General features: G+C 36.2%; 25 protein-coding genes, 1 tRNA gene and 1 pseudogene. 9 read left to right on the forward strand and 18 right to left on the reverse strand.

Going from position 1 to position 25,498, the window contains the following annotated elements; all coding sequences use genetic code 11:
* Nucleotide 1: 1 nt before the first annotated feature.
* The 3 genes from ACN5J7_RS06115 (at nucleotide 2) to ACN5J7_RS06125 (ending at nucleotide 2,377) form a co-directional block, all read left to right on the forward strand.
* Complete coding sequence (locus ACN5J7_RS06115; RefSeq protein WP_418603209.1) at nucleotides 2–874, forward strand: rhomboid family intramembrane serine protease; 873 nt, start codon at nucleotides 2–4, stop codon at nucleotides 872–874.
* A gap of 73 nt (nucleotides 875–947) precedes the next feature.
* A complete protein-coding gene (locus ACN5J7_RS06120; RefSeq protein ID WP_418603210.1) occupies nucleotides 948–1,304 on the forward strand; it encodes a four helix bundle protein in 357 nt (118 codons plus the stop codon).
* Between the two features lie 50 nt (nucleotides 1,305–1,354).
* Nucleotides 1,355–2,377 (forward strand): endonuclease/exonuclease/phosphatase family protein, encoded by a 1,023-nt coding sequence (locus ACN5J7_RS06125; RefSeq protein ID WP_418603211.1) that lies wholly within the window; start codon nucleotides 1,355–1,357, stop codon nucleotides 2,375–2,377.
* Nucleotides 2,378–2,430: 53 nt separating this feature from the next.
* On the opposite strand, the gene ACN5J7_RS06130 is transcribed toward ACN5J7_RS06125, so the two are convergent.
* From ACN5J7_RS06130 to ACN5J7_RS06160, 7 genes are all read right to left on the reverse strand, one after another.
* A complete protein-coding gene (locus tag ACN5J7_RS06130; protein WP_418603212.1) occupies nucleotides 2,431–2,739 on the reverse strand; it encodes a DUF6122 family protein in 309 nt (102 codons plus the stop codon).
* Nucleotides 2,739–3,362, reverse strand: a complete 624-nt coding sequence (locus ACN5J7_RS06135) for a WbqC family protein (protein WP_418603213.1) — start codon at nucleotides 3,360–3,362, stop codon at nucleotides 2,739–2,741. Before ACN5J7_RS06135 ends, ACN5J7_RS06130 begins: the two co-directional genes overlap by 1 nt.
* A gap of 49 nt (nucleotides 3,363–3,411) precedes the next feature.
* The gene (gene lepB, locus ACN5J7_RS06140) at nucleotides 3,412–4,989 is read right to left on the reverse strand and encodes a signal peptidase I (protein ID WP_418603214.1); all 1,578 of its coding nucleotides are present in this window, start codon (nucleotides 4,987–4,989) and stop codon (nucleotides 3,412–3,414) included.
* A 103-nt stretch (nucleotides 4,990–5,092) separates the two neighbouring features.
* Nucleotides 5,093–5,797, reverse strand: a complete 705-nt coding sequence (dapB, locus tag ACN5J7_RS06145; protein ID WP_418603215.1) for a 4-hydroxy-tetrahydrodipicolinate reductase — start codon at nucleotides 5,795–5,797, stop codon at nucleotides 5,093–5,095.
* A 36-nt stretch (nucleotides 5,798–5,833) separates the two neighbouring features.
* Complete coding sequence (locus tag ACN5J7_RS06150) at nucleotides 5,834–6,454, reverse strand: DUF5683 domain-containing protein (protein ID WP_418603216.1); 621 nt, start codon at nucleotides 6,452–6,454, stop codon at nucleotides 5,834–5,836.
* Nucleotides 6,444–7,355 carry a ParB/RepB/Spo0J family partition protein gene (locus ACN5J7_RS06155; RefSeq protein ID WP_418603217.1) on the reverse strand — a complete coding sequence of 304 codons (912 nt, stop codon included), beginning with the start codon at nucleotides 7,353–7,355 and terminating at the stop codon, nucleotides 6,444–6,446. The genes ACN5J7_RS06150 and ACN5J7_RS06155 overlap by 11 nt, the downstream gene beginning before the upstream one ends.
* Before the next feature lie 3 nt (nucleotides 7,356–7,358).
* Entirely contained in the window at nucleotides 7,359–8,123 is a 765-nt protein-coding gene (locus ACN5J7_RS06160; RefSeq protein ID WP_311942249.1) for an AAA family ATPase, read from the reverse strand.
* A 179-nt stretch (nucleotides 8,124–8,302) separates the two neighbouring features.
* Here ACN5J7_RS06160 and ACN5J7_RS06165 point away from each other — a divergent pair, with 179 nt between their 5' ends.
* Nucleotides 8,303–11,071: a M16 family metallopeptidase gene (locus ACN5J7_RS06165; RefSeq protein WP_418603218.1), complete on the forward strand. Its 2,769-nt coding sequence runs from the start codon at nucleotides 8,303–8,305 to the stop codon at nucleotides 11,069–11,071.
* A 157-nt stretch (nucleotides 11,072–11,228) separates the two neighbouring features.
* Here ACN5J7_RS06165 and ACN5J7_RS06170 read toward each other — a convergent pair whose 3' ends face one another.
* The 7 genes from ACN5J7_RS06170 to ACN5J7_RS06200 all read right to left on the reverse strand — a co-directional run bounded on the left by ACN5J7_RS06170 (nucleotide 11,229) and on the right by ACN5J7_RS06200 (nucleotide 18,940).
* Nucleotides 11,229–12,428 carry a PHP domain-containing protein gene (locus ACN5J7_RS06170; RefSeq protein ID WP_418603219.1) on the reverse strand — a complete coding sequence of 400 codons (1,200 nt, stop codon included), beginning with the start codon at nucleotides 12,426–12,428 and terminating at the stop codon, nucleotides 11,229–11,231.
* Nucleotides 12,429–12,572: 144 nt separating this feature from the next.
* Nucleotides 12,573–14,765, reverse strand: coding sequence for a methylmalonyl-CoA mutase (gene scpA / locus ACN5J7_RS06175; protein ID WP_418603220.1), 2,193 nt, complete (start codon nucleotides 14,763–14,765; stop codon nucleotides 12,573–12,575).
* Nucleotides 14,766–14,784: 19 nt separating this feature from the next.
* Nucleotides 14,785–15,423: a hypothetical protein gene (locus ACN5J7_RS06180; RefSeq protein ID WP_418603221.1), complete on the reverse strand. Its 639-nt coding sequence runs from the start codon at nucleotides 15,421–15,423 to the stop codon at nucleotides 14,785–14,787.
* A 20-nt stretch (nucleotides 15,424–15,443) separates the two neighbouring features.
* Entirely contained in the window at nucleotides 15,444–16,814 is a 1,371-nt protein-coding gene (locus ACN5J7_RS06185) for a methylmalonyl-CoA mutase subunit beta (protein ID WP_418603222.1), read from the reverse strand.
* Nucleotides 16,807–17,133, reverse strand: coding sequence for an FtsB family cell division protein (locus ACN5J7_RS06190; protein WP_311942274.1), 327 nt, complete (start codon nucleotides 17,131–17,133; stop codon nucleotides 16,807–16,809). The genes ACN5J7_RS06185 and ACN5J7_RS06190 overlap by 8 nt, the downstream gene beginning before the upstream one ends.
* The gene (gene udk / locus ACN5J7_RS06195; protein ID WP_418603223.1) at nucleotides 17,134–17,739 is read right to left on the reverse strand and encodes a uridine kinase; all 606 of its coding nucleotides are present in this window, start codon (nucleotides 17,737–17,739) and stop codon (nucleotides 17,134–17,136) included.
* A 94-nt stretch (nucleotides 17,740–17,833) separates the two neighbouring features.
* Nucleotides 17,834–18,940, reverse strand: a complete 1,107-nt coding sequence (locus tag ACN5J7_RS06200) for a PQQ-dependent sugar dehydrogenase (protein ID WP_418603224.1) — start codon at nucleotides 18,938–18,940, stop codon at nucleotides 17,834–17,836.
* A 102-nt stretch (nucleotides 18,941–19,042) separates the two neighbouring features.
* Here ACN5J7_RS06200 and ACN5J7_RS06205 point away from each other — a divergent pair.
* The 3 genes from ACN5J7_RS06205 to ACN5J7_RS06215 all read left to right on the forward strand — a co-directional run bounded on the left by ACN5J7_RS06205 (nucleotide 19,043) and on the right by ACN5J7_RS06215 (nucleotide 20,032).
* Nucleotides 19,043–19,117: transfer RNA gene (locus ACN5J7_RS06205), tRNA-Pro, on the forward strand.
* A gap of 188 nt (nucleotides 19,118–19,305) precedes the next feature.
* Complete coding sequence (locus tag ACN5J7_RS06210) at nucleotides 19,306–19,680, forward strand: Hpt domain-containing protein (protein ID WP_418603225.1); 375 nt, start codon at nucleotides 19,306–19,308, stop codon at nucleotides 19,678–19,680.
* Nucleotides 19,667–20,032 carry a response regulator gene (locus ACN5J7_RS06215; RefSeq protein ID WP_418603226.1) on the forward strand — a complete coding sequence of 122 codons (366 nt, stop codon included), beginning with the start codon at nucleotides 19,667–19,669 and terminating at the stop codon, nucleotides 20,030–20,032. Before ACN5J7_RS06210 ends, ACN5J7_RS06215 begins: the two co-directional genes overlap by 14 nt.
* Nucleotides 20,033–20,064: 32 nt before the next feature.
* On the opposite strand, the gene ACN5J7_RS06220 is transcribed toward ACN5J7_RS06215, so the two are convergent.
* Genes ACN5J7_RS06220 through ACN5J7_RS06235 form a run of 4 tightly spaced genes read right to left on the reverse strand, consistent with a single transcriptional unit; the run spans nucleotide 20,065 to nucleotide 23,905 of the window.
* Nucleotides 20,065–20,490 (reverse strand): response regulator, encoded by a 426-nt coding sequence (locus ACN5J7_RS06220; protein WP_418603227.1) that lies wholly within the window; start codon nucleotides 20,488–20,490, stop codon nucleotides 20,065–20,067.
* The gene (locus tag ACN5J7_RS06225) at nucleotides 20,487–22,001 is read right to left on the reverse strand and encodes an ATP-binding protein (RefSeq protein WP_418603228.1); all 1,515 of its coding nucleotides are present in this window, start codon (nucleotides 21,999–22,001) and stop codon (nucleotides 20,487–20,489) included. The genes ACN5J7_RS06220 and ACN5J7_RS06225 overlap by 4 nt, the downstream gene beginning before the upstream one ends.
* Nucleotides 22,002–22,013: 12 nt before the next feature.
* Nucleotides 22,014–23,153 carry an ABC transporter substrate-binding protein gene (locus tag ACN5J7_RS06230; RefSeq protein ID WP_418603229.1) on the reverse strand — a complete coding sequence of 380 codons (1,140 nt, stop codon included), beginning with the start codon at nucleotides 23,151–23,153 and terminating at the stop codon, nucleotides 22,014–22,016.
* A gap of 14 nt (nucleotides 23,154–23,167) precedes the next feature.
* Entirely contained in the window at nucleotides 23,168–23,905 is a 738-nt protein-coding gene (locus ACN5J7_RS06235; protein WP_418603230.1) for a hypothetical protein, read from the reverse strand.
* Nucleotides 23,906–24,124: 219 nt separating this feature from the next.
* Between ACN5J7_RS06235 and trxB the strand changes: the two genes are divergently transcribed.
* Both trxB and ACN5J7_RS06245 read left to right on the forward strand, forming a co-directional pair.
* Nucleotides 24,125–25,075 (forward strand): thioredoxin-disulfide reductase, encoded by a 951-nt coding sequence (gene trxB / locus ACN5J7_RS06240; protein WP_311942286.1) that lies wholly within the window; start codon nucleotides 24,125–24,127, stop codon nucleotides 25,073–25,075.
* 147 nt (nucleotides 25,076–25,222) lie between these two features.
* A pseudogene (locus tag ACN5J7_RS06245) lies at nucleotides 25,223–25,498 on the forward strand (selenocysteine lyase); the annotation flags it as partial.

Here is a 25,498-nt window from a genome sequence, read left to right on the forward strand (position 1 = left end):
AATGACATCATTCTCTCAAGACATAAAAAACAAACTATCTAATTTAAATGCATTAGATAAAATTATAGCTGTTAATCTTGTTGTATATGCTATTGGTTTTATACTTACAAAGTCGTTGTCACTACCAAATGAAACTAGTTTAAAATGGATAGAACTACCAAGTGATTTTTTCGATTTTGTTCTAAAACCATGGGCAATTATTACTTATGGATTTACACATTACGACTTTTGGCATATTCTATTTAACATGCTTTGGCTCTATTTTATAGGGCGGATGTTTTTAAATTTATTCAGTACAAAAATGGCCCTTAATATTTATTTTCTTGGGGTTATTTCGGGCGGCTTATTATTTATGCTTGGTTATACTTTGGTGCCCCATGTTTTTGGGAATGCCTCAAGTTTAGTTGGTGCATCGGCAGCAGTTCGGGCGTTGTTGATATTTATTTGTGCCTACATGCCCAATCAAGAGGTGCGCTTTTTCACCTTTAATTTAAAGCTTTGGTACATTGGTGCTGCCATAGTTGCTTTAGATGTTTTGGGACTGTTTGGCCTTAATGCAGGTGGTAATTTAGCACATTTGGGCGGCGCGTTATTGGGTTATTATTACGCCAAACAATTGCTTAAAGGCAAAGATATTGGTAAAGGTTTCGAAAAATTAATGGATGGTTTTGTAAACCTATTCAAACCCTCAAAAAAATCACCTTTAAAAACGGTTCATAAAAACAAATCAAAAGTTGGTGGTTATACTAAAGGTGAATTTAATAAGTTTAATAATCAGAAAAAAATCGATGTTATTTTAGATAAAATCAGTAAAAGTGGTTACGATAGTTTAACGGCCGAAGAAAAAGAGTTTCTTTTCAAGGCAGGAAAGTAGGTTTTTGAAAAATGACCGATGACCGTTGACGGAAGATTATGGACGGTAACGACAAAACTTTAAAAAATTAAAAATGAGCAAATTTAAGTTTGAAAAACTATTGATATGGCAAAAAGCAATGGACTTGGGTGAAGATGTAAATCTGCTTATTGAAAATTTTCCTAAAAAAGAAATATATAATTTATCATCTCAATTATTAAGAGCTATAGATTCTGTTGCTTTAAATATTTCTGAAGGTTCTATTGGCCAATCTAATCCTGAGCAAAATAAGTTTATTGGATACTCTATTCGCTCATTGGCTGAAGTAGTTACTTGTTTGCATAAAGCAAATAGAAGAAATTATATAACTCAAAATCAGTTTGAAAAGTATTATGACGAATCTTTTTATCTAATGAATATGATGTTAGCTTTTAGAAAGAATTTAAAATAACATCTGTCATCTGTCATCTGTCATCTGTCATCTGTCATCAAGCATAAACTATGAAAAAACTAAGTTTTATAAATAAAATCATTTACCTTATAAATGCGGTTTTTGCTATATTACTTTTGCTTTCGTACGTTTTACCCTTTACGCCACCCAAAACCTTTTCGGTATTATCAGTACTTAGTTTGGGCGTTGCCTTCCTTATTTTATGCAATGCTTTGTTTTTTTTGTACTGGCTCATAAGACTTAAAAAGCAATTTATTTTATCGTTTGTGGTGCTTTTAATCGGGTATGTGTTTTTTGGCTCGTTGTATAAGTTTTCGTCTTCAAAACAGATTGACAACCCCAATAATTTTAGTGTGATGAATTATAACGTGAGGTTGTTTAATTTGTACAAATGGATTCCAGAGGACAGCATTGAAACTAAAATGACCGATTTTATTAAAGCCCAATCCCCTGAAATTTTAAGCATTCAAGAATACCATCCGCATAAAAACATCGATTTGTCTTTTTTCAACTATAAGTTTGAAAAGCTTTCTGGTAAAAAAACAAAGTACGGACAGGCCATTTTTTCGCAATACCCCATTGTAAACTCCGGTTCCATTGAGTTCCCAGATACGGGGAATAACGCCATATTTGCCGATGTTGTAAAGGGCGTGGATACCATAAGAATTTATAATATTCACCTAGAATCTTTGCGCATTAATACCAAGGCTGAAAGTCTTAAAAAAGAAAATTCCGAACGTCTTTTTAATAGAGTTGGTAGCACCTTTAAAATGCAACAGTTTCAATCGGAATTATTTTTAAAGCATAAAGCAGAGTGCCCTTATAAAATGATTGTTTGCGGCGATTTTAATAATACGGCATTTTCGTATGTGTACAGAAAAATAAAAGGCGGTTTAAATGATGCCTTTATTGAATCGGGCAATGGGTTTGGGCGCACTTACCATTTTAAATTCTTCCCCGTAAGAATCGATTTTATTTTAACGGACGATACTTTTAAGGTAAATGGATTTAAAGCTTATAAGGAGCATTATTCCGATCATTACCCTATTATGGCGACTTTGAGTTTAGAATAGTTACGTCATTGCGAAGGAGGGACGACTGTGGCAATCTGCTTATTAGAAAACTATTACATAAAACTACAATCCACCACATCGGCAAAAATATGAATGACCAATCCCAAAGCCACTAATCTGGATTTTTTGGGAATTAAAAGAAAGAGATAAAACAAAATGGCAAAATAGGAGTGCAACGGATGAAACCCAATACTGCATCGGTTCGGGTCGAAAATTGGGGTTGCCAATAAATGATCCAAATCTATGAGCATACCAGCAATCATCACTAAAAACGCATATTTCCATTGGGATTTATAGAATATTAAAGCCACAAAAAGCGGAATTAAAAAGTGACAACCATAATGTGCAAAGTTCTGTATCATTATAGTGGTGCTAAAGTTTGGGATTCTAAATAATTTAAGGTGTTTGGGCCTTCGTTAAACAACAAATCCAAAATACTCAAATTGGGTATAAAACCGTGCTTGTTGCTAAACACTTGCATGTACGTTTCAAAGGGTTGAGGCCGTTCTTTTTTAGCATGAACTAAATATCTTAAATCACTTTTATCTTCAACCGTTTTTTGAAAAGTTTCGGTTTTCGAAGGATTTAATTCCAACTGTAAACAATCGCAAATTACCTCAAAACAGGTCATATTAAAATCTAAAATATACTCTGTTTTTTTGTGGAATAAAGGCTGAAGCTCATCTTCGTAATACTCAAAAAAAGGCGATGTTCGGTACGCTGAAAGTAAGGATTTCCAATGGAGACTTTGCCAATTTTCATCATTAAAAATTTTGACATCGCGGTATTTCTGACGGTTTTTTTGGGAATGGATTACCGGTATATGCAAAGCCAATTTTCCGTTGGCAGCATAAATATAAGTGCGATTTCTAAAGGTTTGTTTTACAAAATTATCATCCATTTCAAACACGACATGTTTTGCTTTTACCATAGCAACAAAATGCGCGATGTTTGGGAAGTATGTGGGATGAATTAAAGTGTTCATTCGTTTAGTTGTAAGTTGTGGAGTTGTAAACGCCTAACAGCTCTACAAACTAACTGTTAGCCTTCTTGCGTTTACGCCACTTATTAAAACCTATATATCCAAAAAGAAGCACTAAAAACGGAATAAAATAAGAGGTAGCTTTTCCGCTTCCGTGAACGGTTGTAAAGAAACGTTCCCAACGTGGGTTTTTAATACCGTCCCAACTCATCCAAATAAATACGGGCTTGCCCAAAACATGGTCGAATGGCACAAAGCCCCAACGTCTGGCATCAATGGAGTTATGGCGGTTATCGCCCATCATCCAATAATAATCCTGTTTAAAGGTATAGCTGTTGGCTACTTCGCCATTTATTAAAATCTGGCTGCCTTTTACCTGTAATGTGTTGCCTTCGTATTCGGTAATAACCCGTTTGTATAGCGGTAAAACATCTAAATTAATATCAATGGTTTTTCCCGCTTCGGGGATATAAAGTGGTCCAAAAAAATCGATGTTCCAATTGTAGTTGGGATCGTGCGGAAACACATTTGGGTCTCTTTCTCCTTTTTCTGCTTTGATTGGTGTTATGCTGGTAACGTTTGGATGATTTTTAAATTTAGCTAAAGCCTCGTCGGAAATAGCAGGGAAATAATAGGTGTTTTGCTGGTTTACAATGCCAAATTGATCTGTAATATCGTAGCGTTCTTTAACATAATTAGGATTGAACTGATTGGTTTTTGGTTGCACATAGTAACTAAATTGTAAATGCGCTCTATCGGGCAACTCGTTTTTCTTCCCGTTTATATATACATAGCCATCACGAATTTCCAAAGAATCGCCTGCGACACCAACACAGCGCTTTACTAAATTGGTTTTTTTATCGATGGGTTTATAATAGTTTCTGTCTGGCGTAAAATCATTCATATCCCTCAGCGTATCGGCTGGTTGATTGAATACTACAATTTCATTTCTTTCGATGGTTTCAAACCCAGGCAATCGCATATAGGGTAACTGCAATTTGTTTATCCATGAAGGATTTTCTTTGTCGTCATCAAATAAATACGATTTTTTGTTTAAAATAGGAATGGTATCGTGCACCATGGGTGCACCAACCGTGGTCATTGGTATTCTGGCACCATAATGAAACTTGCTAACAAACAGAAAGTCGCCCACTAACAATGATTTTTCTAAAGATGACGACGGAATAGTAAAGGGTTGAATAAAATAGGTGTGCACAATGGTTGCCGCAACAATAGCAAATAAAATGGAGCTTGTCCATTCGCCTGAACCCGATTTTGGTTGTAAACTACGGTCTTTTACATAATCTACGTTGGCTACGTAATTTAAATAGAAGTTGTAAAACCCAAGCGTTACAATGGCTAAAAAGGTGTCTAGATATGTGTTTTTACCAAAACTTCTTGCCGTTTCTACCCAAACTACCATGAGCATAATAAGGTTAACTATGGGTAAGAATAATAAAATAACCCACCACCACGGGCGATTGATGATTTTCATTAAAACCACACCGTTGTACACAGGAACAAAAGCTTCCCAGGCTTGTCTACCCGCTTTAATGTATAGTTTCCATGTGCCTAAACCATGAATGACCTGAATAATCAAAATGAATATAAACCATTGTGTTAGCGTCATAATCGTAATTTTTTAATTGTCACCTCGAACTTGGTCGGGAGGTTATTTGTATTTAGTTTAGTTAGTTGCAAAGTATAATATGCTGTTACACTTCGGGAAAAGATTAACCTATATTTAACACGTCGTTCATCGTGAATATACCGGTTTTTCCCACAATCCATTCTGCGGCAATCACTGCACCTAAAGCAAAGCCTTGGCGGTTGTGTGCTACGTGTTCTATGGAAATGGTATCGACTTCACTTTCATAGTTTACAGTATGCGTTCCCGGTACATTTTCAATGCGTTTTGCCGTTATAGGAATGGTGTTTTCTCCATCTTCATCGAGTTTCCAATGATCAAACCCATCATGTTTTTCAATAATTCCTTCAGCTAAAGTAATGGCTGTTCCGCTGGGTGCATCCAATTTTTGGGTGTGATGGATTTCTTCCATGGTAACATTATATTGTTTTAAAACACTCATCATTTTAGCGAGTGTTTTATTCAATTCAAAAAAGATATTTACCCCCAAACTGTAATTTGAAGCGTAAATAAACGCACCATCTCTTTCCTTACATAAATTAACGGCATCGTTGTATTTATTTAACCAGCCCGTTGTGCCAGAAATAACGGGTACATTGTTGTTTATGCAATTGGAAATATTGTTGAAAGCCACATCTGGGATACTAAAATCTATGGCCACATCGGCTTTTGTAATGTCGTAGTCTTTATCGTCTTTATCAACCGTTAAAACAATATTATGCCCGCGTTTTATGGCAATTTGCTCTATGGTTTTCCCCATTCTCCCATATCCAAGTAAAGCTATATTCATAGTATTCAAGAGGTTTTTGCTTAATGCCCTTTTGGGCTAAAATTTAAAATTTAAGGTTAACCCGAGATTCCCCGTGGCATCCATTTCGTTTATTTTATAATGTGGTACCAACGATAGATTTTCATCCACATTATACTGCAGTAAATGCGCATCAACATTGGCATCAATAATATTTAAAGCGTACAAACCAACAGTTACCAAAAGCGAAATTTCTTTATTTCGTCTAAACAGTTTTTGGGCACGCCGTAAACCATCATCGGTAACTCTTGGCGTTGACAATTGGTTGCCATTGGCATCAAAATAAAACTCGTCATTTGTAAACCCTGCTAATCTGCTTTTGTAAGCATCGCGGTATCGGTTGTATTCTTTGTTATTGGTGGTATAAAAATAAATTCCGGTTCCTAAAGCCGCATAAACTAAAGGAATTTTCCAGTATTTTTTGTTGTAAGCTTGCCCTAAACCCGGTAAAATGGCTGAATAAAATGCCGCCTTTGCTGGCGATAAAGGGTTGATGGGGTTTTTAATTTCTATAATTGAATCTACTACAACTTCATCAGGGATTTCCTTAGGTCTTTCCGCGTCATCTTTATTTTGAGCTAATAATGAAAAGCAATTTATAAGTAAAAATAGGGTTGTTATTAAAACTTTATTTAGCACCTTGAACCAGTTTTTTAATACGATTAAAATCTTCTTCAGAATGAAAAGGAATGGTTATTTTTCCTTTCCCGTTTTTTGAGACTTTAACGTCAATTTTGTGTCCAAAGTATTCCGAAAATGCAGATATGCCTTTTTTTATGAATTTTGGTACATCTTCATCATCCTCATTTTTTGAAGGTGTTTTTACCTCTTCATTCGTATTAAAATTACGAACCAAACCTTCGGTTTCCCTAACCGATAATTTATCCGACAATATTTTTTCGTAAATATCGAGTTGCATCGATTGGTCTTCAATAGTAATTAAAGCACGCCCGTGTCCCATTGAAATAAATCCGTCGCGCATACCGGTTTGAATGATGGGATCGAGTTTTAACAAACGCAAATAGTTGGCAATGGTAGAGCGTTTTTTACCCACGCGCTCGCTCATTTGCTCTTGGGTTAAATTAATCTCGTCGATTAAACGTTGATAGGATAGTGCAATCTCAATCGGGTCTAAATCTTGGCGCTGAATATTTTCAACCAGTGCCATTTCCAACGATTCCTGATCGTTTGCAATTCTAACGTAAGCGGGAATGGTTTCCAATCCCAATAATTTTGAAGCCCTAAAACGACGTTCACCAGAAACAAGTTGAAATTTGTTTAGGCCTAATTTTCTAACCGTTATGGGTTGAATGATGCCCAATTCTTTAACCGAAGATGCCAATTCCCGTAAGGATTCTTCGCTAAAATTGGTACGCGGTTGAAACGGATTGACTTCAATAAAATCTAAATCCAGCTCAACAATATTGCCTATAACTTTGTCGGCATTTTTATCTTGAACAGATTGAATATCGTTACTCGGGTCGTTTAAAAGCGCCGATAAACCTCTGCCTAAAGCCTGTTTTTTAGTTGCTTTAGCCATAATTTAGGAATTTTTGTTGATAATTTCTTTTGCTAAGCTTAAGTAATTGGTCGCGCCTTTGCTACTGGCGTCATAATTAATTATGCTTTCGCCATAACTCGGGGCTTCACTTAAACGCACATTACGCTGAATAATGGTTTGAAACACCATATTGTTAAAGTGTTTTTGTACTTCTTCAACCACTTGATTCGATAGGCGTAAACGCGAATCGTACATGGTTAGCAATAAGCCTTCAATATCCAACTCGGGGTTGTGTATTTTTTGTACACTTTTAATGGTGTTTAATAGTTTGCCCAAACCTTCCAAAGCAAAATATTCGCATTGAATGGGGATAATTACGGCATCAGCAGCCGTTAAGGCATTTAATGTTAACAAACCCAATGAAGGCGCACAATCGATTAAAATAAAATCGTAATCGTTTTTAATGTCTTCAAGCGCTTTTTTAAGCATGTATTCGCGAGCATCTTTATCAACTAGTTCTATTTCAATAGCTACTAAGTCAATATGCGCCGGAATAATATCCAAGTTTGGAGTTTCGGTTTTAACTATGGCTTCCCGTGCCGAATTGGAATGTTCTAAAAGTTGGTAGGTTCCTACTTCAACGGTTTCTACGTCTATTCCTATTCCAGAAGTTGCATTTGCTTGAGGGTCAGCATCTATTAGTAAAACTTTTTTTTCCAGAACGCCTAAAGAAGCCGCTAAATTTATTGAGGTTGTTGTTTTTCCAACACCTCCCTTTTGGTTAGCAATTGCAATGATTTTACCCATTTATTGATTTGGTTTTATTAAGCGTAAAAATACAATTATTTATGAGTATAGGAAATTGAAGTTGTTAACATTCGATTACGAACATATTGTTGTACGAAATCTCTATTTTTTTGTTAAATTTTTAGCAATATAAGCCAATTACTTATCTTATATTTACAGAGAACATCAAAAACTTTATCATGAAAAGAATTAATTATCTATTAAAAATTACACTATGCTTTGTGTTATTGACGTCGTTTTCAATAGCTGTTGAAGCTCAAATTAAAAAAACGGCAAGTGTTGAAGGCATTACAGAGTATAAATTGGACAATGGTTTGAAAGTGCTGTTGTTTCCAGATAATTCTGCACAAACCATTACCGTGAATATCACCTATTTGGTGGGGTCGCGACACGAGGGTTATGGCGAAAAAGGAATGGCACACTTATTAGAGCATATGGTTTTTAAAGGCACGCCTAACCATCCGGATATTCCTAAAGAGTTAACCGAAAGGGGGTCCCGGCCAAACGGCACCACTTGGTTCGATAGAACCAATTATTACGAAACATTTAATGCCAATGATGAAAACCTAGACTGGGCTTTGGATTTGGAAGCCGATAGAATGGTAAATTCATACATAGCTAAAAAGGATTTGGAATCTGAATTTTCGGTAGTTAGAAACGAATTTGAAAGTGGCGAAAACTCACCCACCAGAGTGTTGATGCAAAAAGTTACGAGTGCCGCCTATTTATGGCATAATTACGGGAAATCTACTATCGGGAACAAATCGGATATTGAGCGTGTGCCTATTGAAAATTTACAGGCTTTTTATAAAAAATATTACCGTCCGGATAATGCGGTACTTATGGTGACGGGTAAATTTGAAACCGACAAGACTTTAGCCTTAATTGAGAAAAAGTTTGCAGGGATTAAAAACCCAAACACGCCTTTAAGGGATATCCCAACTATTGAGCCCGCCCAAGATGGAGAAAAGCGCGTTACATTAAGTCGTGTTGGCGATTTGCAAATTGTATCGGCGTTATATCACACACCAGCGGGATCACACGAAGATTATGCGGCCATGTCGGTTGTGGAGCAGGTGCTTACCGATCAGCCTTCAGGTCGATTGTACAAAGCTTTGGTAGACGGAAAAAAGGCATCTAGCCTTTGGTCGTTTTCACCATTTACAAAAGAACCATCATTTTTATATATAAATGTTGATGTCCCTTCCGATAAATCATTAACCGAAGCAGAAACCACGTTATTGTCGGTGTTGGATGGTTTAAAAGATAATCCGATTACCGAAGAGGAGGTTAATCGTGCCAAATCCAATTTGTTAAAACGAATAGATCAGATAAGTAGAAATTCGGCCTTTTTAGGCACTTATATGAGTGAATTTATTGGAGCTGGCGATTGGAGATTGTCATTCATCCATCGCGATAGGGTTGAAGGGATGACGGCCGAAAAAGTAAATGCGGCTGCACAACGTTATTTAATAAACACCAACAGGACCGTAGGTAGTTTTATTCCAACAAAAACACCTATTCGTGTGGAAATCGAGCACACCCAAGGACTTGAGGAATTGGTTACAAACTACAAAGGAAAAGAAGGTTACGGCGCTGGAGAGGCCTTTGATGTGTCTTACGAAAACATTCAAAACCGATTGGACTCAGGCACTTTAAATACAACGCCAATTGAATACGGCTTTATTAAAAAGGACAACCGTGGTAAAACGGTAACCTTGTCGTTCACTTTCAGAAACGGTAATGTAAACGACTTTATGAATAAAGGAAAAATTGCCAGTTACACCGCCAGAATGCTTAATAAAGGCACACAAAATAACTCCAGACAAGATATTGAGGATAAATTGAGTGCTTTAAAATCGTCTGTTGGTTTTGGAGGATCGAACGGTCGTGTAAATGTGTATGTGAATTCTACCGAAGGAAATCTTATGGAAACCTTGGCTTTAATGACGGATATGCTGAAGAACCCTAAGTTTGACCCAGCCGAATTGGACAAACTTAAAACCCAAGAATTAGCTAGTATCGAGCAGAATAAAACAGAACCTCAATTTTTAGCAAGTAAAAGGTTAGGCGCATTAAATCAGAATTACAAAAAAGGGCATCCACTTCACGTCACATCTATTGAGGAGGACATTGAAGCCGTTAATGCGGTTACAGTTGATGCAATTCAAGATTATTACAATGAGTTTTATGGTATTTCGGATAGCGCAACCTTAGTTGCTATTGGAAATGTAGATGAACAGGCTTTAAAGAATTATTTTGAAAAAGAGTTTTCAGATTTTAAATCCAAAAAAGCATACAAACCCATATCGGATAAACATATACCTAATAATGCGGCAAACGAAAAAATTAAAACGCCAGATAAAAAGAATGCTATAAGTATTGGTGTTTTGGCTTTTGAAGGCAGTCAAGTTGATGAAGATTATGCGGCCTTACAAATTGCGGGCTCCATATTTGGGGGCGGATTCTTAAACTCTAGAATTGCCGATCGTTTGCGTCAAAAAGATGGTGTGAGTTATGGTGCTGGCGGACGCGTAAGTGTTGATGGCGACGAAAAAGACAAGAAGTCTTCAATTATGGTTTATGCCATTTATGCCCCTGAAAATGCATCAAAAGTGCAAAAGGGTTTTAGTGAAGAAATAGCTCGTTTTATTGCCGATGGCATTACAGAAGACGAACTTAAAGTTGCCATTACCAGTTGGGTACAAGGGCAAAATGTGTCCAGAGCGAAAGACAACGAATTATCATCTACAATCAATAACAATTTATATTACGATAGAGACATGATGTTTTATAAAGATATTGAAGACCGCGTAACTAATTTAACGGTTGAGGATGTAAATAAAGTGATTAAAAAATACTTTAAAACATTTGATAATTGGACGGTAGTCAATGCCGGGGATTTTGAGAAATCACCAGAAATTAAAACCGATAAAAAAGTAGATTAATTTTCAAACTACAATAATAAAAGAGCCTGTTTAAAAAGTCTAATTCTATGTCATATTGAGCTTGTCGAAATATTTTAACTTCTTGATAATCAAGATTGGTTTCGACAAGCTCAACCTGACAAATTAAATTCAAAAGACTTATTAGACAGGTTCTTTTTTATTCGGTAAAAATATAAGGTTGGGTCCAAGCTTTTTCAAACAATAAATCTTCAATAGGGTTTTGGTGTAATTTTGAAGATGTTATTTTACATCGCACATAAAGCATGTCGTTTGATAATCCAAAACTGGCTTTATCGCTTTCAAATGAAGCAAATACTTTAGGCTCGCCTTGTCCTTTTTTGCATCCAATAAAATCGATTTTGTAAGTTGTGTTTTCATACGTTTTAACGGCGACGGAAAGGGTGTTGTTCTCAAAAGTCAAGTCGTTTAACGTTACGCCGGTACTCGCATAAAACTGTCCGGCTTCCATAGCGTTTATTAACGATTTGGCACTAAGGGTATCCGCTTGTACCATAATCCAGCCTCTTCCGGCATTACTCCAATTGCTGCCTTTTCTGTGGTAATGGTGCGAATCGTCGGTAGCAAGCCCATACATTATGGGTTTGTTGTTTTCCAAATAGGCGATGTTGATATAATCCCACATCAACTCGGTCGATATATGCTCGTCGTTTCCAGAATTGTTAACTGCCGGATGCCCGTTGTACACCTCAAAAAACTGTTCGTTTTTTAAAGCTATCATATCTTCAAGACCAATGGCATAGCCAAAATTGGGGTGGTTGATATGTGCTATTATCGGGGTGCCGAATTCTTTCTTGTGTTTGGCGACTTCATCCAAGTTGTTTTGCATCACTTCCAAAACGCTATTCCCGCCTTGTGGGTCTATTTTTCTTTTAACATTAGTAGCATTAATGTGTATGGGTTTGCCGTTATAAGCGTCTGTTATTTCTTCAGATTGTATGATTAAAAATTTTCCGTCTTCTTCATATTTAGGTCGGTATTCCTCGTAGGTTTTTAGTTTAACTTGGGTTCTGTTTAGCGAATCCACTTTATAGGTAACCCAATCGGATCCATAGGTATTCAAATAATTTTTAAAGGCGTTTTGATAGATGGAATCCTTTGAAATGGTTTTCCATTTTTCGCCTTCAGCCAATGTATTATGATCGGTTAAAGCCACAAATTGGTAGCCGTTGCTTTTGTACCAATCCATAATAACCTCGGGAAATTCATCGCCATCGCTCCAATACGAATGGGTGTGGAGATTGCCTTTGTACCATTGTTTTTTTGAAGATTCTTTTTCTTTATTACAACTTAAGAATATAATAAAGATTGTTAGTATTGATACTTTTAAAGTGTCCATTTTTTTGAGCGTTTGAGAAATATAACTAATGTTTAGTCTATGCTAATCGATGGTTCGTTTAATGCTTCGACTTTACTAAGCATTGGTATTTTATATCAGCCGCTAAAAAACTTAAGTTGTTTTTCCTATAAGGATCAACATCCACTAATCAATCAAAATCTCCAAAATCTTAATCGCGGCATCGCTAATTTTTGTGCCTGGGCCAAAAACAGCTACAGCACCCGCGTCAAATAAATATTGGTAATCTTGTTTGGGTATGACGCCACCAACAATCACCATAATATCGTCGCGACCGTAAGCTTTTAAAGCTTCAATAACTTGCGGTACCAATGTTTTGTGTCCCGCAGCAAGCGAGGAAACCCCTAAAATATGCACATCGTTTTCCACGGCTTGTTTGGCAGCTTCCTGTGGTGTTTGAAATAAGGGGCCAATATCGACATCAAAACCCACATCGGCATATCCGGTGGCTACTACCTTGGCACCTCGGTCGTGACCGTCCTGTCCCATTTTTGCAATCATTATGCGAGGTCGTCGCCCATCTTGTTCGGCAAAAATATCGGCCAATTCTTTTGCTTTATTAAAGCTATTATCGTTTTTTATTTCTTTACTATACACACCGGAAAAGGATTTTATTTGCGCCTTATAACGTCCGAAAATAACTTCCAAAGCATCACTGATTTCGCCTAAAGTCGCGCGTTCGCGAGCTGCTTGAACAGCTAAAGCTAGCAAATTGTGATCCTCACGAAAGTGGGGGTCTTTTGAATTTATTTCTTGATTATCTTTAGTATTTGAATCTATCGAATTTAAGGAAAATTTTGCTGCTTCGGTTAATTTCGACAAAGCCCTTTTTACTTTATCGTTATTTCTTTCGGCTTTTAGCTTATTTAAACTGTCTATTTGTTGATTACGAACCGTTTGGTTGTCGACTTCTAAAGTTTGTATTGGCGCTTCTTCCTTGAGCCTGTATTTGTTAACGCCAACAATGATATCTTGTCCAGAGTCAATCCGCGCTTGTTTGCGTGCCGCGGCTTGTTCAATTCTTATTTTAGGAATGCCCGCTTCAATGGCTTTGGTCATGCCGCCCAAGGCTTCCACTTCTTCAATTAAAGCCCAGGCTTTTTGGGCGATGTCATGTGTTAATTTTTCAACATAAAAACTACCCGCCCAAGGGTCGACTGTTTTGGTGATTTTAGTTTCTTCCTGTAGAAATATTTGTGTATTTCTGGCAATTCGAGCCGAAAAATCGGTTGGTAAGGCAATGGCTTCGTCCAAGGCATTGGTGTGTAAACTTTGTGTGCCGCCAAAAGCCGCCGCAGCCGCTTCAATGGTGGTTCGAGCTACGTTATTAAATGGGTCTTGCTCGGTTAAACTCCAACCCGAAGTTTGGCAATGGGTGCGTAGGGCCAGTGATTTTTCATTCTTCGGATGGAATTGTTTTACCAATTTCGCCCACAGCATACGAGCCGCACGCATTTTGGCAATTTCCATAAAATGATTCATGCCAATCGCCCAAAAGAAAGATAGGCGCGGGGCAAAGGTATCGATGTCCATGCCGGCGTCCAATCCTTTTCTAATGTATTCCAATCCATCGGCCAAGGTGTAAGCGAGTTCGATATCGCAGGTCGCACCAGCCTCTTGCATGTGGTAACCCGAGATGCTGATACTGTTGAATTTTGGCATGTTTTTACTGGTAAATTCAAAAATATCAGAAATGATTTTCATGGAAGGTGTTGGCGGATAAATATAGGTATTGCGCACCATAAATTCCTTTAAAATATCATTTTGAATGGTGCCTGCCAATTGTTCCGGCTTCACGCCTTGTTCTTCGGCGGCAACAATGTAAAATGCCATAATGGGTAAAACGGCACCGTTCATTGTCATTGAAACCGACATTTTATCGAGTGGAATTTGGTTGAAAAGTACTTTCATATCTTCAACCGAATCAATGGCAACTCCAGCTTTTCCAACATCGCCAACTACTCGTTCGTGGTCGGAATCGTAACCGCGATGTGTTGCCAAATCAAATGCCACCGATAAGCCTTTTTGTCCCGCTTCCAAATTGCGTCTGTAAAACGCATTGCTTTCTTCGGCTGTAGAAAATCCAGCGTATTGCCTAATGGTCCACGGTCTGCGTACAAACATGGTGCTGTACGGTCCACGAAGATTTGGTGCTATGCCCGCAACAAAATTAAGATGCTCGATATGTTGCAAATCGTCTTTTGAATAGGTTGATTTTACAGGAATATCTTCAGCGGTTAAAAACGAGCTATGGGCCATTGGCTTTTGGCTTTTGGCCGCTGTCTTAATTGTAATATGTTGGAGGTTTTTTCTAGACATTTTGGTTTACCCAATTTTTTTATTGTGGCGTTTTGTTAAAATCTACTTTTTGCACGGGTTTTTCAGCATTGGCGCTTGAGAAATCTTTATTAAACAGCTTCGCATAATACAAATCGAAAGCGATGTAAGCTGCCAAGTATTTATCGCTTAACGCATGTCTGTAATTAGACATTAACGGTGCGCCAAAAGGTTTCGGGCTCATGCTGTTTACTTTTAATAACGAATTAAAAGTGGCTCTTAAATCTGGGTTTTGCATATTTATAGCAATGCATTTTACCAAAGCACCGTTATAGTTTAAATAGCTTTCTGGGTTGTTGGCATCCCACAAATCGTTCTCGTTTTTTAGGGTTTCAAAAACCTTAACGGTATGTGGCGAAACGATGTCTTCGTATTTTAACCTGCCGTAAATGGCGTTTCTAATAAACTGACCGTAAGCCTGAACTAACGAGGCGTTTGGGTTGTTTTTACCATAATACTTTAAAATATCATCTTCAAAAGCAAATAGGGCTTCGCTGTATAATTTGGAGTTTACGTTTTTGCAACTTAAAACCAAGCCTTTGTCGGCAAATTTGTATTCTTGCAGTGTATTTTCATTTTTACAACTCATCAAGCCAAAAGTTAATGCGATTACAAAAAGTTTAAAAAATGGTGTTTTCATGGGTGTAATAAAATTTAAAATTATTCGGTTTTTAATCGGATTTGTTCTAAGCTTTCGGCAAGTCGTTTTTCAACAATAGGCTGGATCAATGTTTTTCTCGACTTGGTTTTTACAAACGGATATAATTCCAGTTCGTCCTTCATTTTATCGTTGGTATTGGGGTGTTTGTTGCTTCCCAATAACACTTCTTCGCCAGCATTAAATTGCTGTTGTTCTTTGTTGGCGCTTTCCTTTATTTTCCGTTGAATGGTGCCTTCTTTCAATTGTTTTAAAAAGCCGCCGTTGGCCTCAATATCCTTAAATAATTCTAAAGCTTTTTCGGCAAGCTGATGGGTTAAACTTTCAATATAATAAGTACCATCGGCAGGATTGTTTACTTTATCAAAATAACTTTCGTGCTTTAAAATTAGCAATTGATTTCGGGCAATACGCTCGCCAAATTCGTTGTTTTTATGATATATGGCATCGTAAGGCAAGTTGCAAATGGTATTGGCGCCACCTAAAACAGCACTCATGCACTCGGTTGTGGTGCGCAACATGTTGGTGTTGTAATCGTAAAGCGTTTTGTTGCGTTTTGTTGGAACTGCAATGATGTTGCAATTTGGGTTGATATTATATTCTGAAGCTAATGTATTCCATAGTGTTCTTAGCGCTCTGAGTTTTGCGATTTCGAAAAAATAATTGGTGCCAACCGACACTTGGAAGATAGCATTGAACGTTGATTTTTTTTCGTTATCAATAATGTTTTCAAGATGATTCAAATACGCGTTGGCATGGGCTAAACCATAAGCCAGTTGTTGCACCATATTGGCACCTGCGTTTTGATACAACGATGCATCTACGCTAAACGTATTGGTGTTTTTTACGATAGATTCAAAATGCTTGTGGTCGTCTTTTAAATTGTTAAACCAGTTGCCAGATTTGGCTAGATGTCCTATGATATCTGTTTGAATGTGGATTCCCGCCTTCGCAGGAATGACAGAAAGTTGTTTAACATAGTCGTTATTTAAAAACTGTAAATCGAAATAGAAAAGGGTAGAAGTAAGGTTGATATTTTTCAATAAACCTTCAATTGAAACGGAATCATTCGGAATAATAAATTTGATGCTTTCTGCGCCTCTTTCAATAGCATCAATAGCCTTTAGATTTGATTTTTCAACATCGGCAACAAAAATAGTTTGGCAGATATTCCATTGTGTGGCTTTGGTGTTTGATGGTTTTGGGAACTCATCAAAATCATCGGCATGATAAAACGGTTTTACCGCAATGCCTTCGTTGGAATTCCAAATAAGGGTATCGTTATAATCGGCGCCTTTTAAATCGACTTGAATTTTTTGTTTCCATTGCTTTGCCGACACCGAGTTGAAACCATCAAACAAACGCTTAGTCATCTTTTTTTGTTTTTAAACTGTCTTCGTATTCAATAATAAAAATTTCCTCATCATCCTTTTTCATGTAATAGGATTCCCTAGCAAATTTTTCCATGCCTTCTTCAGTGCTTAATTTTTTAATGGCTTTTTTATCTTTTTCAATTTCTCGTTTATAGTATTTTTTTTCATTCTCCAAAGCTTCAATATCTGAATTTAATTCATGATGAATGAGCCACGAATTGGTATCGAAAAACAGCATCCAAACCGCAAAAACCACAAGAATGAGTATAAACCAATTTTTAAAAGGTTTTAAGTATTTATTTTTTTTGAATTGTGCCATTTACAGTTTTTCGTTAATAATGGTTTTAACAATATCTACGGCAACGGTATTGTATTTATTGTTTGGAATGATAATATCTGCGTACTCTTTCATGGGTTCTATAAACTGATCGTGCATGGGTTTTAAGGTGTTTTGATAACGCAAAAGCACTTCGTTTATATCTCTACCGCGCTCGGAAATATCGCGTTTTAATCTGCGAATTAAACGTTCGTCGGTATCGGCGTGCACAAATATTTTAATATCGAACATATCCCGCAATTCTGGGTTTGTAAGTATTAAAATGCCTTCAACAATCATAACTTTTCTTGGGTGCGTTAAAATGGTATCGCCCGTTCTGTTATGTTTTACAAACGAATATACCGGTTGGTGTATGGGTTTGCCTGTTTTTAGTTCTTTTAAATGATTAACCAATAAATCAAAATCGATGGATCTTGGGTGGTCGAAATTTATTTTAACGCGTTCTTCGTAAGTTAAATGTGTGGTATCTTTATAATATGAATCTTGCGAAATAACACCAACTTCACCTTCGGGAAGTTCTTTTAAAATTTGATTGACAACCGTTGTTTTTCCACAGCCTGTTCCGCCTGCAATTCCTATTATTAGCATCTAAAAAATGTTTATAAACTTTAATAAAACCAAATAAAATCCAAATTTGTTATCCATCATTTTAGAGGTTATTTAGCATCACACAAATCTAAGATTATTTCTTCGGAATTATTTTAACTATGCCAACATTTTCAACCCCAACATAAATATAGCCGTCTGGACCTTGGCGTACACTGCGCACGCGACCAATGTCATCCAATAGGCGGTCTTGTTTAACAACCGCATTGTTTTTAATAACACACCTGTTAAGGTACTGAAATTTTAAAGAGCCTACTAAAAGGTTGCCTTTCCAATTGGGGTAAATGTCGCTGGTTATAAACGCCATACCACTGGGCGCAATGGAAGGTGTCCAATGATGTATGGGCTGCTCCATACCCGGAGCTTCGGTAAGCTCGGTAAATTTAGTGCCGCTGTAATTTATGCCGTAGCTAATTACGGGCCAGCCATAATTTTTGCCCGCTTCAATAATATTGATTTCGTCGCCACCTTTGGGACCGTGTTCGTGCGTCCATATTTTACCGGTCTCAGGATGTTTTACCATGCCTTGTGGATTGCGATGACCGTATGAATATATGGCTTTTTTGGCACCGGCTTTGTTGGTAAAAGGATTGCTTATGGGTATGCTTCCATCGTCTTTTAATCGATACACTTTACCACCGTCACGGGTAATATCTTGGGGGTTTACATCGCGATTCCCGCGGTCTCCTATAGTGAAATAGAGATACCCATCGTTGTCAAAAACAATTCGCGACCCAAAATGTTGTCCGCGGGTTGTGTTTGGTAACGCATTGTAAAGCACTTCTTTATTGGTTAGTACATTATTTTTAAGTTTTGCCCGCATTATGGTTGTGTTGGCACCGTCGTTATCATCGTTTGACGAGGCATACGACAAATACAACCAACCATTGTTTTTGTAGTTGGGATGCAATTCGATGTCCATTAGACCGCCTTGACCAAGGACTTCTATTTTAGGCATTCTGGAAATTATAGATTTTACCCCTTTATTGAAATGGATTAGTTTCCCGGATTTTTCGGTTATAAGCATGGAGCCGTCGGGCAAAAAAACAAACCCCCAAGGATTGTTTAAATCGGAAACAACGGTTTCGTATGAATGCTCGGTGTTTACAGGGTTTTTGTCTTGAGCGCAAGCGTTAAAACTAATAATGAAAGTTAGTATAAAATATAAAGGTTTTCGACTCATAATTTTACATATTAAATGAAACCACAATTTACTTAAATTTATTGTTTGTTTATAAAGAAAAGCCATATATTTGCAGTCCTTAAAAAAAGGGGGTAGCCAATTCGGGGTGTAGCGTAGCCCGGTTATCGCGCCGCGTTTGGGACGCGGAGGTCGCAGGTTCGAATCCTGCCACCCCGACTAAAAAGCTGAGCATCTTTGTTCGGCTTTTTTTTGTGCTTAATTTTTTTGAAGCTTTATTTCTCTTTCTAAAAAGAGAATAAAATTACAATTACAGATATTTTAACGGTAAAAATTGAATTTTATCGATATCGGTTTTATATTAGCCCAATTTAATAAATGAAAATATTAAGGTATTAATGTTGATTATGAATAAAGTAAAGCGTCCATGTTTAGACTTACAACCCTTAAAAGAAGACACTAAAAATAATAAAGACATTTATAAAACACTTATTGAGTTGTTTTTAGGGAGTATTGATGAGTACATTGATGTTATGAATAATGAGTTAAAAACATATAATTGGCCCATACTGTTTAAGGTAACTCATAAAATGATTTCCAGTATTAGGATGTTTGGCGCTTCTGCGCTTGAGCCCATCATGCTAGAATTAGAGTGTGATTTTAGAGATCAAAATAATTTAGAGCGCATTCATAAACATGTAAACTCTACTTTAAGTATTTTTAGTCAAATAAAAAAAGAATTGCAAACTGAACTTAAATTAATTGAATATGACGAATCGTAAAATTGTTTTAGCAGAAGATAACCCTACACTATTATTGTTGCTAAAGTTCAAATTAGAAAATGAAGGATTTGAGTTGTTTACCGCATCAGATGGAAAAGAAGCCATGGCGTTAATAGAAAACCAAAGCCCAGATTTAATATTAACAGATATTATGATGCCATTTAATGATGGACTTGAGGTAATAAGTCATATAAGAAACAATTTAAAAAAAGAAACCCCGGTTATTGTTTTCTCAACGGCGGGCCAAGAGCAAATGGTGCTTAAAGCATTTAAACTTGGAGCCAACGATTTTATGTCAAAGCCATTTAGCCCAGATGAATTAATTGTAAGAATAAAACGCTTTTTAAATTAAAATTCTTTATTAATACCGTGTTAATAGCATATTTATAATTCTGATACGTATTTATCTCTTAAATTTAAAACAACCTCTTTTGTAAGTGGTTTGCTTAAAAAGTCTTTTATATGGGTTGTTTTATTTGCAAGATTTTTATCGTCAGGGTTTAAAGATGACGTTAACATTATTATAAGGTGTTTTCCTTTTTGGTCATCAGAAATCTTATCGTATTCTTCAATAAACTCGAAGCCATTCATGGCCGGCATATTGATATCAAGAAAAATTAAATCTGGTTGAGGGTATGAGTTTTCCTTTGAGTTGTAACATCCTTTAGAGGTTAAGTAATCCAATCCTTCCTGACCGCTTTGAACGGCATGAACAGTATCGGTAACATTTGCTAAACCAATAATTATTTTATGGAATTCATTGGTTGCCTTATCATCATCTATTAGTAAAATAGAATTAAATTTTTTCATGTTTTTTTTATTTTTTTAAATATAGTGAAATAAAATGTAGACCCTTTATTTAGTTCAGATTCAATCCAGATTTTACCTTGGTGCATCTCAACAATTTTTTGACAAACGGATAGCCCAATTCCAGTGCCTTTATAATCGTCTTTATTGTGCAAACGTTGAAAAATAACAAACACTCTCTCAAAGTGTTTAGAGTCCATTCCAATGCCATTATCGGTGATAGAAAACAACCAATGATCGGGTTGGTCTTTAACTCTTATTTCAATATGTGGTGGCGTATCTTGCTTTCTAAATTTTAGTCCATTACTAATTAAGTTTTGAAACAGCTGCTTCAATTCAAATTCTACACCATTAATAACCGGTAATTTATCAGATGTAACGGTTGCATTGGTTTCGTTAATTATCAGCTCAATATCCAATAAAATATTATTAACCAATGTATTGCAATCAACCTTTTTTATTGGTCTTTCTTTACCTAATCGGGAGTAATCCAATAAATCCTTTATTAAAGTCTTCATTCTTAACGATGCGTCTTCAACATGTTTCATGTATTTTAAGGCTTCATCATCTAATTGCGTTTTATATAATTCTCCAACCAATCCAATATAGCTAGACATGGTTCTTAAAGGTTCTTGTAAATCATGAGATGCCACATATACAAATTGTTCGAGTTCCTTGTTCATCAATTTTATCTGATTAATTTGCTGCTCTTGCTCGTTAAAACTCTTTTTAAGTGCCACGCTCATTTTATTAAACAAGCTTCCTAGCTCAGCCAGTTCACTATGGCCTTTAATTTGGATTTGCTCGTTTAATTTACCTTGACTAATTTTTAAAGCTGCTTTTTTAAGCTTGAAGATAGGGTTTGCAATAGAGTAAACTACTTGTATGGTAATAAGTAACCCTAATATAATGCCTGCCAGTCCTGTAACGAAAATGATTTTTGATACCGAGTTTAAATTTCTTGATAGTTCTATGCTATAGGTTTCAAAAGAACGGTTATAGTTCATGTTGAGTTGCCTTATATCTCTATCTAACGAGGCGTACAAATTGTCGATATGATTTTCCCATATCTCTTTTACTTTATTTAAATTTATTTGGTTGTTAAACTGATTGTTAAGTAGGTTGTTTATTTTGTTTGATGCTTCTATGAGTGCATCTGTATTAATAATTACTTTCTCTATAAGTGCTTTATCTACAGCGGTTTCGGGTAAATCTTCTTTTAAAATATACAGCTCTGTTTTAATATGTGTAAGTTCAACCTCAATAATGCCTTTAAATCTATTAATAGTGTTTATTTGGTCGTTACCATTTAGTCTGTTATTGGTTATTAGGTTTAATTCCTTATTTATAGATTCGTATTTGGTTAAAATGTTTATTGCAGGCGTTATTTTAGATTGAAGCGTGCTGTAGGTTTGGTTGGCTCGATAGGTGATGACGTAATTCAGGATAATCTGAGTGAGTAAAACCAATATTAAAACACTAAAGGCTAAAATTAATTTTTGTTTTATTTTCATACTAAAGCGGTGCTATCGTTTAACTTTAACCGTTGGATTTTCTTTAGACTCGTATTTGTATAATGAGAAATAAATTCCTTTTGATGCGCCCTCATTCGTAATGGCAATGTTTCCGCAAATGCCTTGAAAATAATGAACACGATATAGCGACGTTCTGAGCCAATCATCAAAGAGTTGGTCTTTTTCCTTGTCTTTGTTAATGTTTCTCAATTGGGTTAAAACCAGATTCATCGCATCATAAGCCTGCATTGGTGGCCAGATTGAAGTTGGATTTTTGCCAAACTTATTTTTAAATGCTGTAAGAAATTCATTGGCCAAAATGTAATTACCATCCGAAATTGTAAAGAATGGATATTCAGTATCGACAATAGCACCTTCAGAATTTGTGTAAAACTCGGGGTCCAGTAAAACCGTCGACCCATAAAACGGAGCGGTTATCCCTAGTTCTCTCGCTTGTTTCATAGCAAAACCAAACTCTTTATAGCCAAAGAAAACATAAGCATCATAATTATCTTCCTTTAAAGCTTTTAACTGATTTGTAAAATCGACTTGCTCTTTGTCTGTTGTGATAATATTTAGGCGTAAATTATAGTCTTCTAAAAGCCGTTTTACTTCGTTGGCGCCCCGTGTCATAAAATCATTCGGATATTGAAAAAGCGCTACCTTTTTATAGCCCAATTCAATAAGCCTAATTGCTACAAGACCATTGGCTTCTTCTGTAGATTTTGCAATATTAAATGTGTTTTTGTTTAATGAGGACAGTAGTTTATCATTGTTTAATGGGTTAATCAGTATAACTTTATCTTCAATAATTTTATCTTGAACGGCGACGGTTCCATCAGTATTGCTAATAAAAAGAACATCAATATTATGCTTATCCCGTAAATTTTTGTACGCCGCAATAGCGTTGTCTCTTTCCCATTTATCATCTTCAATAAACAAGTTTACCTTGGGCTCGTTTGTTAAGCGCGATTCATTGTATTGCTCTACAGCAAGTTGCATGGCTTTAGATGGGTCTATACCTAAATCTGTAGCCCTAACCGATAGCGGGCCTATGTAGCCTATATTTATTCCCTCTATTTTTGAGGTCTCACAGCTATAAAAGCTTGTCGAAATAAGTAGGGTGATTAAGAAAATGTAAATTGATTTCATACTGTTTAGCTTTTTTAAAACGTCATTTTATATTCTAATCCATAACCAAGGCCGTAATTATCACTTGGTAAAAAATCGTTAATTCTATATTCCAATATTATAAAAAAAGAATTACATATATTATAACCAATCTGGTGTTCTGAAACCCATTTAAATGATATGTTTCCGTTGTCTTGATAAACCATATTCTGATCGGCAAAGCCCCCTAAATAAAGTCGGTTTTTAAATACCGATGGCAACAAATTTAGTCTATAAACATGTTCAATTTGCGGTAGCAATTTTGAAGGTGCTTTAGTTGTAAATTGTAAGAGATGAAAATTTATAGAATATGCGAAATGGAGCTTTTTAAAAAACGGTTGTAAATAATTTGTTTCATTAAGTTTCCAGCGAACTCCCAATCTAAAATTGTCATTATTATTTCCGGTTCTAGCCACCCATTGTACGGTTAAATCCAAAGGCGAATTTCCCTTAATTTTCCATCTCAAATTTTGTTCGGTATAAAACGTGCTTAAATCTGTGGTGCTATCAGAGCCCTGGAAGTTTGTTAAAGAAAAATATTGTAATCGATAAGATAAATTTGCTAATGCATTTATGGTAAAGGTGCTAAAACGCCTAGAATCGTAGTAACCATTAAAATCTAGAAAACCACTGTTTTTATGTGTTTCTGATTCTTGGTTGTTTTGGGAATAAAGTGAGTTTAAGAATAATCCACTTAAAATTAATACTGTAATGTAAATCGATTTGGTTGTCAAGCAGGTTGTTTTGTTTGGGCAAAAATTTATTGTTTCGGCAATATAAAATATTTTAGTGCAATATTAAGCATTTAAATTTATTGATACTATTCTTATGGGTTACAACTTAATTGGCTGAATTCATAAACTTACTCTATCTTTTAATAAAAACTGTTGATAACTTCTGTGTAAGCATTGAGGCAAAAAAGCTACTTTTGTACCTGTTAAAATTTTTTAAATATGTCTGATACAATCGAAAAAGTAAAATGCTTAATTATAGGGTCTGGACCTGCAGGTTATACAGCTGCCATTTATGCAGCACGAGCTAACATGAAACCCGTTTTATACCAAGGTACACAACCTGGTGGACAATTAACTACCACCAACGACGTTGAAAATTACCCAGGGTATCCTGATGGCATAACGGGGCCGGAAATGATGATTGAATTCCAAAAACAAGCAGAACGCTTTGATACCGATGTTCGTGATGGCTGGATTACTAAAGTAGATTTTTCGGGCGATGTGCATAAAGTATGGGTTAATGATGAAAAAGAAATTCACTGTGATACCGTAATTATTTCAACAGGAGCATCAGCTAAGTATTTAGGCTTAGAATCAGAACAAAAATATTTAAACCTAGGCGGTGGCGTTTCGGCATGTGCGGTATGTGATGGGTTTTTCTATAGAAACCAAGAAGTTGTAATTGTTGGTGCCGGAGATTCTGCTTGCGAAGAAGCACATTATCTGTCTAAACTCTGTACAAAAGTAACCATGCTGGTAAGACGTGATGAGTTTAGAGCCTCAAAAATTATGGAAGCAAGGGTTAAAAACACCAAAAATATTGAGATTTTATTCAATACGGAAACCGATGAGGTTTTAGGTGACGGACAAGTAGTAACAGGTGTACGAGTATTCAATAATAAAACCAATGCAAAGCACGAGATTCCAGCCACAGGATTTTTTGTAGCCATTGGACACACTCCAAATACCGAGATTTTTAAGGATTATTTAAACCTAGATGAAACGGGGTACATTATCAATGTGCCAGGAACATCAAAAACAAATGTAAACGGTGTTTTTGTATCTGGTGATGCCGCAGACCATGTGTACCGACAAGCGGTTACAGCTGCGGGAACAGGTTGTATGGCAGCTTTAGATGCAGAACGTTATTTGGCGGCGAAAGAAGGCTAGATTAAATGGCATTTAAAGTTAGCGTGAGTTAATTTAAGCTGGCTTAGTATTATAAAAAGCCATGTTTTGGTAATACCAAAGTAACTTAAGTAGCATTGCTCCATGCATGAATTGGTATTATTGTTATTATTTTTAAGTATTTAGTTTATGGCCAATCCACTTAAAAGCATTGTAAGCAAGAAAGCAAGCAAATCCAATCTTGAGGCTTATTTCAAGCCTTTTAGAGAAGAAATTATTGGCATAAACCAAGAGTTTGAATCGCCATACGGCAAAAAGAAAATAATTTATGCCGATTGGACCGCTAGCGGAAGACTGTACGAATCCATAGAAGACAAACTGCTTAACCATATTGGGCCATACGTGGCCAACACGCATACCGAAACATCCGTTACGGGTTCGGCCATGACATTGGCTTATCACGAT

Source organism: Hwangdonia sp., assembly GCF_048381975.1.
Classification (GTDB): domain Bacteria; phylum Bacteroidota; class Bacteroidia; order Flavobacteriales; family Flavobacteriaceae; genus Hwangdonia; species Hwangdonia seohaensis.